Annotated in this window: 23 protein-coding genes; 10 read left to right on the plus strand and 13 right to left on the minus strand. The window is 54.0% G+C overall.

Annotated features, from left to right (window positions below; genetic code table 11):
* Nucleotide 1: 1 nt before the first annotated feature.
* The 11 genes from npr to LU196_RS09985 all read right to left on the minus strand — a co-directional run bounded on the left by npr (nucleotide 2) and on the right by LU196_RS09985 (nucleotide 8,003).
* Nucleotides 2-274 carry a PTS phosphocarrier protein NPr gene (npr, locus tag LU196_RS09935; protein ID WP_232759134.1) on the minus strand — a complete coding sequence of 91 codons (273 nt, stop codon included), beginning with the start codon at nucleotides 272-274 and terminating at the stop codon, nucleotides 2-4.
* The gene (gene rapZ, locus LU196_RS09940) at nucleotides 271-1,125 is read right to left on the minus strand and encodes an RNase adapter RapZ (RefSeq protein WP_232759135.1); all 855 of its coding nucleotides are present in this window, start codon (nucleotides 1,123-1,125) and stop codon (nucleotides 271-273) included. The genes npr and rapZ overlap by 4 nt, the downstream gene beginning before the upstream one ends.
* A 52-nt stretch (nucleotides 1,126-1,177) precedes the next feature.
* Nucleotides 1,178-1,660: a PTS IIA-like nitrogen regulatory protein PtsN gene (ptsN, locus tag LU196_RS09945; protein WP_232759399.1), complete on the minus strand. Its 483-nt coding sequence runs from the start codon at nucleotides 1,658-1,660 to the stop codon at nucleotides 1,178-1,180.
* Nucleotides 1,661-1,825: 165 nt separating this feature from the next.
* Entirely contained in the window at nucleotides 1,826-2,113 is a 288-nt protein-coding gene (hpf, locus tag LU196_RS09950) for a ribosome hibernation promoting factor (RefSeq protein WP_232759136.1), read from the minus strand.
* 21 nt (nucleotides 2,114-2,134) lie between these two features.
* Complete coding sequence (rpoN, locus tag LU196_RS09955; protein ID WP_232759137.1) at nucleotides 2,135-3,568, minus strand: RNA polymerase factor sigma-54; 1,434 nt, start codon at nucleotides 3,566-3,568, stop codon at nucleotides 2,135-2,137.
* A gap of 48 nt (nucleotides 3,569-3,616) precedes the next feature.
* On the minus strand, nucleotides 3,617-4,342 hold the full coding sequence (gene lptB, locus LU196_RS09960) for an LPS export ABC transporter ATP-binding protein (RefSeq protein ID WP_232759138.1): 726 nt from the start codon (nucleotides 4,340-4,342) through the stop codon (nucleotides 3,617-3,619).
* Between the two features lie 5 nt (nucleotides 4,343-4,347).
* A complete protein-coding gene (lptA, locus tag LU196_RS09965) occupies nucleotides 4,348-4,902 on the minus strand; it encodes a lipopolysaccharide ABC transporter substrate-binding protein LptA (protein WP_232759139.1) in 555 nt (184 codons plus the stop codon).
* Complete coding sequence (gene lptC, locus LU196_RS09970) at nucleotides 4,871-5,449, minus strand: LPS export ABC transporter periplasmic protein LptC (protein WP_232759140.1); 579 nt, start codon at nucleotides 5,447-5,449, stop codon at nucleotides 4,871-4,873. Before lptC ends, lptA begins: the two co-directional genes overlap by 32 nt.
* Nucleotides 5,446-6,012 (minus strand): 3-deoxy-manno-octulosonate-8-phosphatase KdsC, encoded by a 567-nt coding sequence (gene kdsC / locus LU196_RS09975; protein ID WP_232759141.1) that lies wholly within the window; start codon nucleotides 6,010-6,012, stop codon nucleotides 5,446-5,448. The genes lptC and kdsC overlap by 4 nt, the downstream gene beginning before the upstream one ends.
* Before the next feature lie 13 nt (nucleotides 6,013-6,025).
* Nucleotides 6,026-7,006: an arabinose-5-phosphate isomerase KdsD gene (gene kdsD, locus LU196_RS09980; protein WP_232759142.1), complete on the minus strand. Its 981-nt coding sequence runs from the start codon at nucleotides 7,004-7,006 to the stop codon at nucleotides 6,026-6,028.
* A gap of 13 nt (nucleotides 7,007-7,019) precedes the next feature.
* A complete protein-coding gene (locus LU196_RS09985) occupies nucleotides 7,020-8,003 on the minus strand; it encodes a calcium/sodium antiporter (protein ID WP_232759143.1) in 984 nt (327 codons plus the stop codon).
* Nucleotides 8,004-8,229: 226 nt separating this feature from the next.
* Here LU196_RS09985 and mlaF point away from each other — a divergent pair, with 226 nt between their 5' ends.
* The 7 genes from mlaF (at nucleotide 8,230) to murA (ending at nucleotide 13,004) form a co-directional block, all read left to right on the plus strand.
* The gene (gene mlaF, locus LU196_RS09990; RefSeq protein ID WP_232759144.1) at nucleotides 8,230-9,045 is read left to right on the plus strand and encodes a phospholipid ABC transporter ATP-binding protein MlaF; all 816 of its coding nucleotides are present in this window, start codon (nucleotides 8,230-8,232) and stop codon (nucleotides 9,043-9,045) included.
* A gap of 4 nt (nucleotides 9,046-9,049) precedes the next feature.
* Nucleotides 9,050-9,832 (plus strand): lipid asymmetry maintenance ABC transporter permease subunit MlaE, encoded by a 783-nt coding sequence (mlaE, locus tag LU196_RS09995; RefSeq protein ID WP_232759145.1) that lies wholly within the window; start codon nucleotides 9,050-9,052, stop codon nucleotides 9,830-9,832.
* A gap of 4 nt (nucleotides 9,833-9,836) precedes the next feature.
* Entirely contained in the window at nucleotides 9,837-10,370 is a 534-nt protein-coding gene (mlaD, locus tag LU196_RS10000; RefSeq protein WP_232759146.1) for an outer membrane lipid asymmetry maintenance protein MlaD, read from the plus strand.
* A 19-nt stretch (nucleotides 10,371-10,389) separates the two neighbouring features.
* Complete coding sequence (gene mlaC / locus LU196_RS10005; protein WP_232759147.1) at nucleotides 10,390-11,022, plus strand: phospholipid-binding protein MlaC; 633 nt, start codon at nucleotides 10,390-10,392, stop codon at nucleotides 11,020-11,022.
* The gene (gene mlaB, locus LU196_RS10010; protein WP_232759148.1) at nucleotides 11,022-11,327 is read left to right on the plus strand and encodes a lipid asymmetry maintenance protein MlaB; all 306 of its coding nucleotides are present in this window, start codon (nucleotides 11,022-11,024) and stop codon (nucleotides 11,325-11,327) included. Before mlaC ends, mlaB begins: the two co-directional genes overlap by 1 nt.
* Before the next feature lie 114 nt (nucleotides 11,328-11,441).
* Complete coding sequence (gene ibaG, locus LU196_RS10015) at nucleotides 11,442-11,699, plus strand: BolA family iron metabolism protein IbaG (RefSeq protein WP_232759149.1); 258 nt, start codon at nucleotides 11,442-11,444, stop codon at nucleotides 11,697-11,699.
* 45 nt (nucleotides 11,700-11,744) lie between these two features.
* Entirely contained in the window at nucleotides 11,745-13,004 is a 1,260-nt protein-coding gene (gene murA / locus LU196_RS10020; RefSeq protein ID WP_232759150.1) for a UDP-N-acetylglucosamine 1-carboxyvinyltransferase, read from the plus strand.
* A 60-nt stretch (nucleotides 13,005-13,064) separates the two neighbouring features.
* Here murA and LU196_RS10025 read toward each other — a convergent pair whose 3' ends face one another.
* Both LU196_RS10025 and ispB read right to left on the minus strand, forming a co-directional pair.
* Nucleotides 13,065-13,349: a helix-turn-helix transcriptional regulator gene (locus LU196_RS10025; RefSeq protein ID WP_232759151.1), complete on the minus strand. Its 285-nt coding sequence runs from the start codon at nucleotides 13,347-13,349 to the stop codon at nucleotides 13,065-13,067.
* 231 nt (nucleotides 13,350-13,580) lie between these two features.
* Nucleotides 13,581-14,552: an octaprenyl diphosphate synthase gene (gene ispB / locus LU196_RS10030; RefSeq protein WP_232759152.1), complete on the minus strand. Its 972-nt coding sequence runs from the start codon at nucleotides 14,550-14,552 to the stop codon at nucleotides 13,581-13,583.
* A 255-nt stretch (nucleotides 14,553-14,807) separates the two neighbouring features.
* Between ispB and rplU the strand changes: the two genes are divergently transcribed.
* From rplU to cgtA, 3 genes are all read left to right on the plus strand, one after another.
* Nucleotides 14,808-15,119 carry a 50S ribosomal protein L21 gene (gene rplU, locus LU196_RS10035; RefSeq protein WP_232759153.1) on the plus strand — a complete coding sequence of 104 codons (312 nt, stop codon included), beginning with the start codon at nucleotides 14,808-14,810 and terminating at the stop codon, nucleotides 15,117-15,119.
* A 15-nt stretch (nucleotides 15,120-15,134) separates the two neighbouring features.
* Nucleotides 15,135-15,392, plus strand: a complete 258-nt coding sequence (gene rpmA, locus LU196_RS10040; RefSeq protein WP_017349604.1) for a 50S ribosomal protein L27 — start codon at nucleotides 15,135-15,137, stop codon at nucleotides 15,390-15,392.
* Between the two features lie 247 nt (nucleotides 15,393-15,639).
* Complete coding sequence (gene cgtA / locus LU196_RS10045) at nucleotides 15,640-16,815, plus strand: Obg family GTPase CgtA (RefSeq protein ID WP_232759154.1); 1,176 nt, start codon at nucleotides 15,640-15,642, stop codon at nucleotides 16,813-16,815.
* Nucleotides 16,816-16,925: the final 110 nt, after the last annotated feature.

Consider the following 16,925-nt stretch of genomic DNA (forward strand, 5'->3'; position numbering starts at 1 on the left):
CCTAATCTTCGTCAAAACCGGCTTCAAACAGCTCAATGACGGCGGCCAGCGCCTGCGCTTCCTGCGGGCCGCTGGCCTCAATTTCGATATGCCCGCCTTTCGCGGAGTCGAGCATCAGCAGAGCAATTACGCTGCTGGCTTCCGCTTCTGTACCGGCTTCGTTGCGTAACAATACCTCTGCGTCAAAGCTTTGCACCAATTCAAACAGCTTCATCGCAGGGCGCGCGTGCATCCCTAATTTATTGCGGATCTCTACGGTTTGTTTCACAGTCATGATTTGCGTTTTTCCAGCGTGCGATGGCGAGACTGTACGTTTTTTCCACGAGAGCGGAAGTAATCCGCTAACTGCTCGGCAATGTAAACGGAACGGTGTTTACCGCCCGTGCAACCAATCGCGACCGTGAGGTAACTGCGGTTGTTCGTTTCCAGCATAGGCAACCACAGTTCCAGGTAGCTGCGCGTCTGGTAGATGAAATTATGCACTTCAGTATGGCGATCGAGGAAAGCGGCAACCGGGCGATCCAGACCGGTCATCGGGCGCAACTTGGGATCCCAGTGCGGGTTTGGCAGAAAACGCACGTCAAACACGTAATCAGCGTCAATCGGAATACCGTGCTTAAAGCCAAAGGACTCAAACACCATGGTAAGCTCGCGCTCACGCTTACCCAGCAGGCGCGTGCGCAGCATCTCGGCCAGTTCATGCACCGACATCTCCGAGGTATCGATGATCAGATCGGCACGTGAACGCAGGGGTTCCAGCAGATCGTTCTCTTCATCAATGGCGCTTTCCAGCGACAAATTTTTGCTGGAGAGCGGGTGCAGGCGACGCGTATCGCTGTAGCGGCGAATCAAGGTGTTGCGATCGGCATCAAGAAACAGCAGCTGCGGTGAAAAGGAGTCAGGCAAATTATTCAGTGCGTTTTCAAAAATTTCCGGCGATTCCGGCATGTTACGCACATCAATGCTGACCGCTGCCGAGATGTTTCGCTCGGTTAAGGCATGCGCCAGCTCCGGTAATAGCACGACCGGCAGATTATCGACACAGTAGAAACCCATATCTTCCAGGGCGCGCAGCGCAACGGATTTTCCTGAGCCTGATCGACCGCTAACGATCATCAGCACCATTCCATTTCTCCCGTTTTAAACCGGCACCAGGGCCGGTAAAAGTGTTTGATGCTTAAGCGTGATCTTCCTGAGCGTCTGTGATGATGGCGTAGAGCTCTTCGTCGCTCTGGGCCGCGCGCAGGCGTCGGCACACCGTTTTATCGGCCAGGCGTTTTGCCACCAGCGAGAGCGTGTGCAAATGGGTTTTACACTGATCGGCTGGTACGAGCAGCGCGAACAGCAAATCAACGGGTTGATTATCGACGGCATCAAATGCAATTGGCTGGTCAAGGCTGATAAAGACGCCCACGGCGCGCAGGGTATCCTCTTCCAATTTACCGTGTGGAATAGCAATACCATTTCCGATGCCGGTACTGCCCATGCGTTCGCGGGTCAGAATGGCATCAAACAGTATCTGGTGGGGCAGATTCAGCTGCTTCGCAGCCAGTTCACTGATAATTTCCAGCGCGCGCTTTTTGCTTTGGCAGTGTACGCCGCTGCGGGTGCAGTCCAGTGCCAGGACCGAGCTCAATTCCAGTGTTAGATCGTTGTTCATCATCGTTTCACTTGCGAGTTCACAGAGCCGCGGAGCATACCCTTGAGCAGAAACGCCTGATTGAGCATGCTCCTTGGCGCTTGCGCAGATGACAAAACGGGGCGGAAAGCCCGCCCCATTAATGCTCTAAGTGTCGATCCTGTCGGCACCCTGCAAGCGTGAAGGTTAGTGTTTTTTCAGTTTATCTTTGTGCTTGGTCAGCTGACGGGCCAGTTTATCAATCAACCCGTCAATGGCCGCGTACATGTCTTCCGCTTCCGATGTGGCGTGCAGCTCCCCGCCGTTGACGTGCAGTGTTGCCTCCGCAATCTGCGTGACCTTTTCCACCTTCAGAACAATATAAACCTGATTGATACGATCAAAATAGTGTTCCAGTTTGGCAAATTTGGTATTTACAAATTCACGCAGTGGTTCGGTGATTTCAACATTAAGGCCGGTAAGGTTTAGCTGCATAGGTCTTCCTTCTTCATTCGTTCAAACCAACTGTTTACGCTGGTTCGAGGGCGGTATAGACAAAGACTCGCGATATTTAGCAACGGTGCGGCGTGCCACCATGATGCCCTGTTCGGATAACATGGAGGTCAGTTTGCTGTCGCTCAAGGGTTTTGCGGGATTTTCCGCAGAGATCAATTTTTTCACCAGCGCGCGTATCGCCGTTGAGGAAGCTTCACCTCCGCCTTCGGTATTGACGTGGCTGGAGAAAAAATATTTCAGCTCAAAGATGCCACGCGGACTGTGCAAATATTTTTGGGTGGTTACGCGTGAAATGGTCGATTCATGCATATCCACCGCTTGCGCGATATCCGCCAGCACCATGGGACGCATAAATTCTTCGCCCTGTTCGAAAAACGCCTGCTGTTGTTCGACAATGCAGCGAGTGACTTTCAGCAGCGTGTCATTGCGGCTTTCCAAACTTTTAATAAGCCAGCGGGCTTCTTGTAAATTACTGCGAATAAACTGGTTGTCGCTGTCGCTGCGCGTTGTCCCGCCCATGGCAGCGTAGTGCTGGTTGATCTTCAAACGAGGCAGACTGTCGGCATTAAGCTCAACGGCCCAGCGCTTACCATTCTTCCGCACCAATACATCCGGGATCACATATTCCGGTTCGCTGGTGTTCACGGACTGGCCGGGACGTGGGTCAAGCGACTGAATCAGCAGCATCGCCTCTTTGAGCACATCTTCTTTGAGACGCGTCACGCGCATCAGGCTGCGAAAATCGTGGTTGGCCAGTAAATCGAGGTGTTCGCTGACGATCAAGCGTGCTTCAGTCAGCATGGGGGCATCACTGGCATACTGCGACAGCTGTACCAGCAGGCAGTCACGCAGATCGCGCGCGCCGACGCCAACCGGATCGAAGCGCTGCACGCGCTTCAGCACCGCTTCCACTTCATCAAGCGTTAACGCTTCATCGCCAATACTGTCACAAATCTCTTGTAACGTGACGGTGAGGTAGCCCGTTTCGTCAATGGCATCCACGATCGAGGTCGCGATAGCGCGGTCGGTGTCGGTGAACGGCGTGAGCTCCACTTGCCACATCAGGTAATCCTGCAGTGACTGGGTGGTTTCACCCTGATATATCGGCAGCTCGTCGTCCTGATAATCAGTGCCGGTGCCAGAAGGGGTGCCTGCGGTATAGATCTCATCCCACGTGGCATCGAGCGGCAGCTCATCGGGCATCTCTTTTTGTTCAAGCGCTTCCCGCGTGTCTAACGCATCACTGTCTTTATTTTCGTGCGTGTCAATCTCGTCATGCAGATCGGTTTGTTCAAGCAGTGGATTGCTTTCCAGCGCCAGCTGGAGTTCCTGCTGAAGTTCAAGCGTAGAGAGTTGCAGCAAGCGGATTGCCTGCTGCAACTGGGGCGTCATCGCCAGCTGTTGGCTGAACCTGAGTTGCAAACCTTGCTTCATAATCCGGCTTGAGTATCCTAAGCAAACGTCGGGTGTGGGAACACCTTATCAGAGTCTGAACTCTTCACCCAAATAAACCCGCTTAACCTGCTCATCTGCCAGTATTTCGTCTGGCGTGCCGTGCGCGATCAAATGGCCTTGGCTCACAATATACGCGCGCTCACACACCGCGAGGGTTTCTCGCACGTTATGGTCGGTGATCAAGACGCCAAGCCCGCTGTCGCGCAGATGTTCGATGATCTTTTTGATATCGATAACCGAAATGGGGTCGACGCCCGCAAAAGGCTCATCCAGCAGAATAAATTTGGGGTTGGCGGCCAGCGCGCGGGCAATCTCAACGCGACGGCGTTCGCCACCTGACAGCGCTTGACCCATGCTGTCGCGCAGATGCTGAATGTGAAACTCTTCCATCAGTTCATTGGCGCGGTCTTGCCGTTGTTCTTCGGTTAAATCTTCCCGCACCTGCAGCACAGCCATTAAGTTGTCGTACACGCTCAACCGGCGGAAAATAGACGCTTCCTGCGGTAAATAACCGATTCCGCGACGCGCGCGCGCGTGCAGCGGCAGAATACTGATGTCTTCTTCATCAATAACAATGCGCCCGGCATCGCGCGGCACAATGCCTACCACCATGTAAAAGGTGGTGGTTTTACCCGCCCCGTTTGGACCGAGCAGCCCGACAATCTCACCGGATTTGACCTGCAGGCTCACATCCTCAACTACGCGGCGACCTTTGTAGGCTTTTGCCAGGTTTTCAGCGATTAAAGTGGCCATAGCTATCAGTTACTCTTTTTGGAGGGCGTAGATGAACCGTTTTTATCCTGCAACTGCGATGGAACCAGCACCGTGGTCACGCGCTTGCTTTCGCCTTGACTATACGCCTGCATTTTCTGCTCTTTCACCAAATAGGTGATGCGATCGCCTTTGATGTTGCTGTCCAACTGCTGGATATAAGCGTTACCGGTCAGCTCAACGAAATCGTTCGCCAGTTCATAATGCAGTTTAGAAGCATGGCCTTCTACGGGTTTGCCGCTGTCCTGCATCTGATAGAACGTGGCGGGCGCACCGTAGGCGTCAACGATGGTTTTTTTGCTGTCGCCGCCTGGACGCGTAACCACGACTTTGTCTGCGGTTATCTTGATCGATCCCTGCGTGACAATCACGTTGCCGGTGAACGTGGCGACGTTGCCCTGCAGATCCAGCGCCTGATTGGTCGAATCGATATTGACCGGCTTATCGGAATCGCCCGTGAGCGCTAACGCAGGCAGGCTCGCCGCCAGTAAGCCGCTTACCAGTAACAACTTAAGGCTGTTTTTGTTCATTTTGGATTTCATAGGAAGTTTTGACCTTTTCAAGCAGCTCAGCATTTTTTGTCCGTAAGTTGCCGCGCATTTTCATGCCAGTGGAATTGAAACTGCGGCCAAAAAGGGTGACCTGATCGTCAGACGTCACATCTTGTGTGACCAAATTGACCTGAGCGTTATCAGTGAGAATGCGCTCAAGCTGTGAATCTTGAGTCAGCGTATTCACTTGAACGTTACCGTACAAATAGAGCATACGGTCGTTGGTGAGTTTCGCTTTATCGGCCCGCACTGACCATGTCGGTACCTTGTTTTCGTCGTAGGTGGTCATGACCGGATGATCAAACCAGCTTACCTGTTCGGCAGAAAAATAGGTCACTTTATCCGAGATAAGCTTATAGGCCAGCGCGCCCGTTGGGTTGTACACCACCGTATTGGATTGTTCGCTGGTATAGGTTGGTTCCTGATCGTTGGTGTTAACAGGAAGCTTTGTGTCATCCTGGTTGGTGAGATTCCAGCCAATCAGCACTAGTGCGATCAAGCCCAGAATCAGCGTTATCCAACGCCTGCTCTTACTCATACTGATTGCCCTTTGGCATCCTCAAATTTATTCTGCGCGATCAAAATGAGATCGCACAGCTCACGAACGGCGCCGCGTCCGCCAGCGATGCGGGTGACATAATGCGCGCGCGTCAGTAACACGGGGTGAGCATCGGCAACGGCCACGCTGAGTCCAGACTGCGCCATCACCGGCCAGTCAATCAAGTCATCACCAATATAGGCTACCTGATCGGCAGACAGAGACAGTTTATCCAAGAGTTCGCGCCAGGCCAAAAGCTTATCTGACTGCCCTTGGTAAAGATGCGTAATGCCCAGCGTTTCACAGCGATCTTCCAGCAATTTTGCTTTGCGGCCGGTAATAATAGCGACTTCGGTGCCAGAGGTCAGCAAACAGCGGATGCCGTAGCCGTCACGTACATTGAACGCTTTCAGCTCTTCGCCGCTGTTGCCCATGTAGATTAACCCGTCCGACATCACGCCATCGACGTCACAAATCAGCAGACGTATCCTGGCTGCGCGCGCCATCACATCGGCGTGGACCGGGCCGTAGCAGGTGTCAACCATGGCTGTATCAGCACTCATTTTTCGTTCCTGTTCAGACTACGCCAGCGCGCAGCATGTCATGCATATGTACCACACCCAGCAGGCGCTCGTCATCGGCCACCAGTAAAGCAGTAATGTTTTTGTTTTGCATAAGATTAAGCGCGTCAACTGCCAGCGTATTTGGGCGAACCCGAATGCCACCACGCGTCATTACGTCCTGAATTTTTGCTGCTTGAAAATCGATGCCCATATCAAAAATGCGGCGTAAGTCACCGTCGGTGAAAATGCCTTCAATTTTCATTGAATCATCTACAATCACCGTCAGGCCAAGATTCTTACGGGTGATCTCCAGCAGCGCATCGCGCAACGACGCGTCACGGCTCACGCGGGGAATCTCATCACCGCTGTGCATGATATCGCTGACGTGCAGCAGCAGCTTACGGCCTAGCGCGCCGCCAGGGTGGGATAAGGCAAAATCTTCCTGCGTAAAGCCGCGCGCTTCCAACAGCGCCACAGCCAGCGCGTCGCCCATCACCAACGTCGCGGTGGTGCTAGAGGTGGGTGCCAGTCCTAATGGGCAGGCCTCTTGCGGCACTTTTACGCACAGGTGAATATCGGCTGCGCGTCCCATGGCGCTCTCGGGTCGGCTCGTGAGACAAATGAGCGTGATATGCTGGCGCTTCAACACCGGAATCAGCGCCAGGATCTCATTGGACTCGCCGCTATTAGAGATGGCAATCACCACATCGTCACGGCTTACCATGCCGAGATCGCCGTGGCTCGCTTCTCCAGGATGCACAAAGAAAGCCGGCGTGCCGGTACTGGCAAATGTCGCGGCCATCTTGGCGCCGATATGTCCCGATTTACCCATGCCCATTACCACCACTTTCCCACGGCAGGCGAGAATGGTCTCGCACGCCCGGCTGAAGTCGGCGTTAATGTACTGATCAAGCTGCTCCAGGCCTTCACGCTCTATTCGCAGCACCGCTTTTCCGGCCTGCTGATAATCGAAATCCGATTGCTGAGATGACATGGTTACTCTGTCCTTAATAACTGGCGATAAATGCGGGGCTAAACCACAGCCACAGCACCCACAGGATAAATCCGCTCACGAGCAGCGTGCCTGCCGTCCGGCCAATACGCCGTTTGCGTAACAGGCAAAGCAGGGCGAATAAAACACTTACGCCCAACATCACCCAGTAATCGCGCGCAAACGCGTGCGGATCGACACTGCCGGGATGGAGCAGGGCGGGCAGGCCGAGCACAATGGCTAAATTAAAGATATTCGCGCCAATCAGGTTACCAATGGCGATATCATCTTCCCCCTTAAGCGCGCCCGCCACTACCGTGGCGAGCTCTGGCAGGCTGGTCCCCACGGAAATCAGCGTCAGGCCCATCACTAACTCACTGACGCCAAAATAGTCAGCAAACACGGTGGCATTGTCGATCACCATACGCGTCGACATAGGGAGAATAATCAGCGCGACGGCCAGCCAGAGAAAGGCAACGGTATTGCCGGTTTCATCGCGCGGCAGTTCGGCCAGCTGTTCACGGGTCAGCGTATCGTTGTTGTCACGCTCCGCGCGCCGCGCGATGCGAATCACTGCAAACAGGTAGGTAAGCGCAATGAAAAGCAGCGCAACGCCGTCAAGCCGACTAAGGTGATTATCGAACAGCATGATACCGCTCAGCAGTGAAATCAGCAGCATTAACGGCAATTCGCGGCGTATCAAATTGGAGTGCAGCGTGAGCGGATGCAGCAGCGCTGCGCTGCCCAAAATTAAGAGTATGTTGGTGATGTTCGAGCCCAAGGCGGTGCCGACGGCGAGATCCATCTGACCATGCTGTGCGGCCGAAAACGACACGATCAGTTCGGGTAACGAGGTACCGATGCTGACCACTGTCATGCCGATGATCAATGGCGGAATACCAAAAGATCGACACAGGATTGCGGCACTGAATACCAGACGGTCAGCACCGTACGCCAGTAACAGCAATCCGATAAACAGCAGGGCAGTGGCTACGAACATGAAAAATCCTTGATGGATAGAGTGTCGGCGAACCTTGTCCGACAGGGAAAAGCATTACGCGCGCGAAACAGGCGCTGATTTTGAACGTCTGAGCGGCAAAAGTAAATTTTAAGGCCGTTTTCGCCACATCATCAGGGTAAGTTTCTGTAAAACTATCGTGCATTGCGGGCTAACGAGCTACCATCCCCGACGTCATTCGCGCCCGATTCGCAAAACAGAGGTAGAAATGGTTCAACAACAAACGAATCTGGTGGAGGTTCGTGGCGTCAGCTTCACGCGCGGAGACCGCACCATTTTCGACGATATTTCTCTTACCGTACCGGAAGGTAAAGTTACGGCCATTATGGGCCCTTCCGGCATCGGCAAAACCACGCTGCTGCGCCTGATTGGCGGGCAGCTTCAGCCGGATAAAGGTGAAATCTGGTTTCGTGACCAGAATATTCCCACGCTTTCCCGCGGTAAGTTATACGAAGCGCGAAAAAAGATGAGCATGCTGTTCCAGTCAGGCGCCTTGTTTACCGATCTCAATGTGTTCGATAACGTGGCATGGCCGCTGCGTGAGCATACCCAACTGCCGCCTGCGCTGCTGCACAGTACCGTGATGATGAAACTGGAAGCGGTGGGTTTACGCGGGGCAGCTAAACTTATGCCAGCTGAATTGTCGGGAGGCATGGCGCGCCGCGCTGCGCTCGCCCGCGCCATTGCGCTGGAGCCCGACCTGATTATGTTTGATGAGCCGTTTGTGGGCCAAGATCCCATTACCATGGGCGTACTGGTAAAACTCATTGATGAGCTCAATCATTCGTTGGGCGTGACCTGCATTGTGGTTTCACACGACGTGCCAGAGGTCTTGAGCATTGCCGATCATGCCTATATTGTTGCCGGACAAAAAATTATTGCGCAAGGTAGCGCGCCAGCGCTTCGGGAAAATCCCGACCCGCGCGTGCGCCAGTTTATTGAGGGTCATGCGGACGGCCCCGTGCCGTTCCGCTTTGCCGCCGGGGATTATCTCAGCGATCTGACCCGTACAGGGAGAACCTAGGCTGATGTTGTTAAACGCGCTGGCGTCTCTGGGGCGTCAGGGGATCAATACCTGCGCCGCCTTTGGACGCGCAGGTCTTATGTTGTTTCATGCGCTGGTAGGCAAACCGGCGTTCCGCCGACATGCGCCGCTGCTTATTAAGCAGCTCTACAGCGTGGGCGTACTCTCACTGTTAATCATTGTGGTTTCCGGCCTGTTCATTGGCATGGTGCTAGGCTTGCAGGGCTATTTGGTCCTTACCACCTACAATGCGGAAACCAGTCTCGGCATGCTGGTTGCCCTTTCGCTGCTGCGTGAATTGGGACCGGTTGTGACGGCGCTGCTGTTTGCCGGACGCGCCGGTTCGGCGCTCACGGCCGAAATTGGTTTGATGAAAGCCACGGAGCAGCTCTCCAGCATGGAAATGATGGCGGTTGATCCTTTACGTCGCGTGGTATCGCCGCGCTTTTGGGCCGGCTTTATTAGCATGCCATTGCTGGCGCTGATCTTTACCGCGGTAGGTGTGGCGGGCGGCGCGCTGGTGGGTGTGGGCTGGAAAGGCATTGATTCTGGCTTTTTCTGGTCCGCCATGCAGAACGCCGTGGATTTTCGCACTGACGTGCTTAACTGCGTGATCAAGAGTGCGGTGTTTGCCGTGACCGTAACCTGGATTGCGCTTTTCAACGGCTACGACGCCACGCCGACTTCAGAAGGGATTAGCCGTGCGACGACGCGTACTGTCGTGCACGCTTCACTGGCGGTACTCGGTTTGGATTTTGTGCTCACAGCACTGATGTTTGGGAATTGATGCAATGCAAAGCAAGAAAAACGAAATCTGGGTAGGGGTATTCATGCTGGCGGCGTTGATTGCGCTGCTGTTCCTTGCTCTGCGCGTGGCCGATCTTAAAACGCTCGGCACCGAACCCACCTGGAAGCTGTACGCCACCTTCGACAATATCGGCGGGTTAAAAATCAGTTCGCCGGTCAAAATTGGCGGTGTGCTTATTGGCCGCGTCACCGATATTTCGCTGGATGAGAAAACGCTGTCACCGCGTGTCACAATGGCGATCAGCGATCGGTACGCGGATAAAATTCCGGATACCAGCTCGCTGGCCATACGTACGCAAGGCCTGCTCGGCGAACAGTTTTTGGCGTTGAATTTAGGCTTTGACGATCCTGAGCTGGGCTCCGCTATGTTGAAAGATGGCGGAACGCTGCGCGACACCAAATCGGCGCTGGTGCTGGAGGATCTCATTGGACAGTTCCTTTACAAGAGCGGCGACAACAAAAACGACGCTCAGAAACAGGGTGCCGAGAGCGCGCCTGCCCCTGCTGCAACGGAATAACTCAGAGAGGTAAAACACGATGTTTAAACGCTTACTGATGGTTGCCATGCTGGCGATTGTACCGCTGGCGGCTAACGCGGCTGACCAAAGCGATCCGTATAAGCTCATGAACGAGGCGGCGGAAAAAACCTTCACGCGCCTGAAAAATGAGCAACCAAAAATCAAGCAAGATCCTAACTATCTGCGTCAAATCGTGCGCCAGGAACTGCTGCCGTACGTGCAGATCAAATATGCTGGCGCCTTAGTTTTAGGCCGTTATTATCGCGATGCCACGCCAGCACAGCGTGAAGCCTACTTTAGCGCCTTTGGTGATTACCTTGCGCAAGCCTATGGTCAGGCGCTGGCACTTTACCACGGCCAAACATACCAAATTCAGCCGGCGCAGCCGCTGGGTGATGCCAAAATCGTTGCCATTCGCGTCACGATTGTGGATCCCAATGGCCGTCCGCCGGTTCGCCTCGACTTCCAGTGGCGTAAAAATACCCAAACTGGTAACTGGCAGGCGTATGACATGATCGCTGAAGGGATCAGTATGATCACCACCAAGCAGAATGAGTGGAGCGATCTGCTGCGCACCAAAGGCATTGATGGCTTGACGGCCCAGCTTAAAACCTATGCCGCCCAGCCCATTTCTCTGGATAAACAGCAATAATGAGTGAACCGTTACGCTGGCAGCGAACGGCCGGCACGCTAACGCTCAGCGGCAAGCTGGATCGCGATACGCTGCGGTTATTATGGGAGCAGCGGGAAACGGTCATGGCGGAAGTGGCGACTATTGATGTTTCTGCGCTTGAACGCGTTGACACATCAGGCTTGGCGCTGCTGGTGCATCTGCGTGAGATTGCTCGCGCTCAAGGACACACGCCGCTATTCAGCGGCGTCACTGACAAACTGCACTCGTTGATCACACTGTATAACCTCCAGCAGATTATTGTTTCTGCTGAAAAAAGCGCCTGATCGCAGGAAGCCATCTGAAAGCCCCTGATTGATTCAGGGGCTTTTGCATATTTAAGAGTCAGGCGCTTTCCTCTAAGATATCCGCCTTATTATTATCAAGTGAAGTGACGAGCAATGGAAAATAGTGAAGTTCAAGCGGTACTCATGCAGGCGTTGCCACTCGAAGAAGTCCACGTCATCAGCAACGACGGTAGCCATTTTCAGGTGATCGCCGTGGGTGACATGTTCGGCGAACTGAGCCGCGTTAAAAAACAGCAGGCTGTATACGCGCCGCTGATGGAATACATTGCGGATAACCGCATTCACGCGGTTTCCATTAAAACTTACACCCCCGCCGAATGGGCGCGCGACCGTAAACTCAACGGTTTTTAAGCGCCTGACAGGCCGTTTTTTGATTCATAATTGAGAGCCGTGTTAATGGACAAATTTCGTGTGCAAGGCCCCACTCGCCTCAGCGGTGAAGTGACCATCTCCGGGGCAAAGAATGCTGCACTGCCCATTCTGTTTGCTGCGCTGTTGGCTGAAGAGCCAGTAGAAATTCAGAATGTGCCAAAGCTGCGTGATATCGATACCACCATCAAGCTGCTCAATTTGCTGGGCGCCCGCGTTGAGCGTAATGGTTCGGTTCATGTGGATGCGCGCGAAGTTAACGTCTTCAGTGCGCCTTACGATCTGGTAAAAACCATGCGCGCGTCTATCTGGGCGCTGGGTCCGCTGGTGGCGCGTTTTGGCCAAGGCCAGGTCTCCCTGCCTGGCGGGTGCGCGATCGGGGCGCGTCCGGTTGATCTGCACATCACCGGCCTTGAGCAGCTCGGCGCCGAGATTAAGCTCGAAGAAGGCTATGTGAAAGCGTCGGTGAACGGGCGTCTTAAAGGGGCGCACATCGTGATGGACAAGGTTAGCGTTGGCGCAACCGTGACGATCATGAGTGCCGCTACCCTGGCCACCGGCACCACCATTATTGAAAACGCCGCGCGCGAGCCAGAAATTGTGGATACCGCGAATTTCCTCAATACGCTGGGTGCAAAAATCAGCGGTGCGGGGACAGACAAGATCACCATTGAAGGCGTTGAACGTCTGGGTGGCGGTGTGCACCGCGTATTGCCGGATCGCATCGAAACTGGCACCTTCCTGGTCGCCGCGGCGATCTCACGCGGTAAGGTGCTGTGCCGTAATACCCAGCCTGATACGCTGGATGCGGTACTCGCAAAACTGCGTGACGCAGGGGCAGACATTGAAATCGGCGACGACTGGATCAGCCTTGATATGCACGGCAAGCGCCCCAAGGCGGTCAACGTGCGTACCGCGCCACATCCGGGCTTCCCTACCGATATGCAAGCACAGTTCACGCTGCTGAATCTGCTGGCAGAGGGCACTGGCGTAATTACGGAAACCATCTTTGAAAACCGTTTTATGCATATCCCTGAGCTGATTCGCATGGGCGCGCACGCGGAAATCGAGAGTAATACGGCGATTTGTTACGGCACCGAACAGCTTTCCGGCGCGCAGGTCATGGCAACGGACTTGCGCGCGTCCGCAAGTCTGGTGCTGGCCGGCTGTATTGCAGAAGGGACCACGCTGGTTGATCGTATTTACCATATCGATCGCGGTTACGAGCACATTGAAGATAAGCTCAGAGCGATGGGTGCAAATATTGAGCGCGTAAGCGGCGAATAACCGGCACGTTTATGCAGCAAAAACCAGCCCCGGCGACGCGGCTGGTTTTTTTTTCGATCTTTAAAGCTTGCGGCGATCGTTGCCCGATCGAATGCGCCTTTTGCGATCCAGTAACGTCTGCGTCACGGGATCGTAGTAGCGGCTTGGCCAGATCTCCGACGGATGCACATTGATCGCATTGGCAATAAGCCACTCGCCTTTGGGCCACGGGCGGGACAGAGCGTTGGCCAACGTGGAAGAACTCAGGCCCGATTTGCGCGAGAGTGCTGCCAGCGTTGTTCCTCTTTTACGTAGTGCGGCAATAATATCTGCGGTATGCCAATCTTGCTTTCTCTCGTCTAACACGTGCTCTCCTTGTCTGTGTTATTGCGTCTGCGCCGGGGCGACTGCCGGGCTGTGTTAATTGGAAAAAACAGAAGGTTTATAGCAAATAACTTCCATAAGTTTCCAGTAATTGTTTTGTGGTGACGCATTTTTGCGTATCATTTCGCAAAAGTTATGCAAGCAGTGCTAAGACGGGAAAAGACGAAAGGGGAGAGAGGCTAACGAGGCCGGAAGGCCCCGTTACGGTATCCATCAGAAGTCGCGCTGCACCGACATGTGCGCCAGCGCTTCGAGCGCGCTGCGCCAGGGCGATTCAGGCAGGGCTTGCAGGGCAGAGATGGCTTTATCCGCCTCTTCTTCTGCACGTTGACGCGTCCAGGCCAGCGATCCGGTTTGCTCCATGGCGGCAAGGACGGGAGTCAGCAGATGCCGCCCATTGCCCTCTTGAATGGCGCTACGTATCATTGCGGCCTGTTCAGGCGTACCGTTGTGCATGGCATGCAAAAGCGGCAGCGTGGGCTTTCCTTCACTCAGGTCATCGCCGGTGTTTTTACCCAGCGTTTGGCCATCTGCACTGTAGTCCAGCAGGTCGTCAATTAACTGGAAAGCGGTACCCAGATAACGTCCGTAATCCTGCAGCGCCTTTTCTTGGGCGGGCGAGGCGTCTGCCAAAATAGCGGAGGCCTGCGAAGCGGCCTCAAACAGGCGTGCGGTTTTGCTGTAAATCACCCGCATATAGCTCTCTTCGGTGATATCCGGATCGTTGCAATTCATTAACTGCAACACTTCGCCTTCCGCGATCACATTCACGGCTTCCGACATCAGCGCGAGGATCTTCAAGGATCCCATGCTGGTCATCATCTGGAATGCACGGGTGTAAATAAAATCACCCACCAGCACGCTGGCCGCATTACCAAACGCCGCATTGGCGGTGGCTTTTCCACGGCGCATATCGGATTCATCCACCACATCATCATGCAAGAGCGTGGCGGTGTGGATAAATTCGATCAGCGCCGCGTTGGTGATATGCAGCGATCCTTGATAGTTCAGCGCACGTGCCGACAGCACAGCAATCATGGGACGAATGCGTTTGCCTCCACCGCTGATGATGTAGTAACCCAACTGGTTAATCAGGGAGACATCTGAATTCAGCTGGTCGAGGATGGTCTGGTTGACGGCCGCCATGTCTTGCGCGGTTAATTCGTTAATCTGTTCTAGGTTCATTCGTCTGTTCAGCTTTGACTCGTTTTTTGCATGCTAAGCGCTTTTACCCAGCGTGAGTTCAGGTAATCTGTTACTGATTGTACTTGAAAAATTGGGTTGAGAAACGTTTGCATGCGTTCTGCGCTTTTTTTCTGCAAGAGAGTGCAAAGTGCTCTTGTCTTCTGTTGGAGATTTGCGTAATATTCGCGCCCTATTATGAATATTTATCGCGCCGCCTGATGATCAAGAAAGGCATGCGCAGAAGCGGAGTTTTATATGTACGCGGTTTTCCAAAGTGGTGGTAAACAACACCGAGTAAGCGAAGGTCAGACCGTTCGCCTGGAAAAGCTGGACATCGCAACCGGCGAAAGCATTGAGTTCGACCAGGTTCTGATGATCGCTAATGGCGAAGACGTGAAAATCGGCGCGCCACTGGTTTCAGGCGGTGTGATCAAGGCAGAAGTTGTTGCTCACGGTCGTGGCGAGAAAATTAAAATCGTTAAGTTTCGTCGTCGTAAACACTACCGTAAGCAAGCTGGTCACCGTCAGTGGTTCACTGATGTGAAAATCACTGCGATCAGCGCGTAAGAGGAGATCTGACAAATGGCACATAAAAAGGCTGGTGGCTCGACTCGTAACGGTCGCGACTCCAACGCAAAACGTCTGGGTGTTAAGCGTTTTGGTGGTGAATCTGTTCTGGCAGGTAGCATCATCGTTCGTCAGCGCGGCACCAAGTTCCATGCCGGTACCAACGTAGGCTGTGGTCGTGACCACACCCTGTTTGCTACCGCAGATGGCAAAGTTAAATTCGAAGTTAAAGGTCCGAACAACCGTAAGTACATCAGCATCGTTGCTGAGTAAGGTTGTCGTTCCTCAGACGCTTTGCGTCTGAACATACGAATGGAAGGCCCCGCAGCTTTGCGGGGCTTTTTACATTCTGCAGCACGATACAGCGATTCGCTGCGACGTTACTGCATCGCTGTTGTACACTTTATGTACGCATTGCTTAGCTAATTTAGCATTATCCGCCGCCGGTCAGCGCAGAAGACCCTGGCGGACCCGTTTGCAGCGCCTGCTGCTGTGAACGACAGTGTGACGGAGAAAAAAAATGAAGTTTGTTGATGAAGCGACGATCCTTGCGGTCGCCGGTGATGGCGGTAATGGCTGCGTAAGCTTCCGTCGTGAAAAATATATCCCCAAAGGGGGCCCGGACGGCGGTGATGGCGGTGACGGCGGTGACGTCTATCTGCTGGCGGATGAAAACCTGAATACCCTGATCGACTACCGCTTTGAAAAATCTTTCCGCGCCGAGCGTGGCCAGAATGGCCAGAGTCGTGATTGCACCGGCAAGCGTGGCAAAGACATCATCATTAAAGTGCCGGTGGGCACGCGTGTGATTGATCAAGGCACTGGCGAGACGCTGGGCGACATGACGCGCCATGAGCAGAAGCTGATGGTCGCCAAAGGCGGCTGGCACGGCCTTGGCAACACCCGTTTTAAATCGTCGGTTAACCGTACGCCGCGTCAGAAAACCATGGGTACGCCCGGTGAGAAACGTGATTTGCTGCTGGAACTGATGCTGCTGGCAGATGTGGGCATGCTCGGTCTGCCAAATGCCGGTAAATCAACGTTTATTCGCGCCGTATCCGCTGCCAAGCCAAAGGTCGCTGACTATCCGTTTACCACCCTGGTTCCGAGCCTCGGCGTGGTGCGCATGGACAGTGAAAAGAGCTTTGTGGTCGCTGATATCCCAGGTCTGATCGAAGGCGCAGCGGAAGGGGCCGGCCTCGGCATTCGCTTCCTGAAGCACCTTGAACGTTGCCGCGTACTGCTACACCTGATTGATATCGCGCCAATCGATGAATCCGATCCGATTGAAAATGCCCGCATCATTCTGGGTGAGCTGGAAAAATACAGCGATAAGCTGTACCAGAAGCCGCGCTGGTTAGTGTTTAACAAAACGGACCTGCTAAGCCGTGAAGAAGCGGAAAGTCGCGCCAAAGCCATTGCCGAAGCGCTGGGCTGGGATGACAAATACTATCTGATTTCGGCGGCAAGCCGTGATGGCGTTAATGAACTGTGCTGGGATGTGATGCACTTCATCATTGCCAATCCGAAAGAGGCCGAGGAAGAAGCGCAGCAGCCAGAAAAAGTGGCCTTCATGTGGGATGACTATCACCGTGAAGCCATGGAAACCGCACAGGAAGTGGAAGAAGATGATGACTGGGATGATGACTGGGATGAGGACGACGACGAAGGCGTCGAAATTATCTACCAGCGTTAATCGCAGACAAGAAAGCGGCCCGAGGGCCGCTTTTTTATAGGGCCGAAGCGGCGACATCGTGCGTAACTCGTCAACGGCAAGCGCAGTGACGATCTGTTCTACAGCGTTAA

Origin of the sequence: Pantoea sp. Mb-10 (assembly GCF_021272205.1) — a bacterium.
GTDB lineage: Bacteria > Pseudomonadota > Gammaproteobacteria > Enterobacterales > Enterobacteriaceae > Pantoea.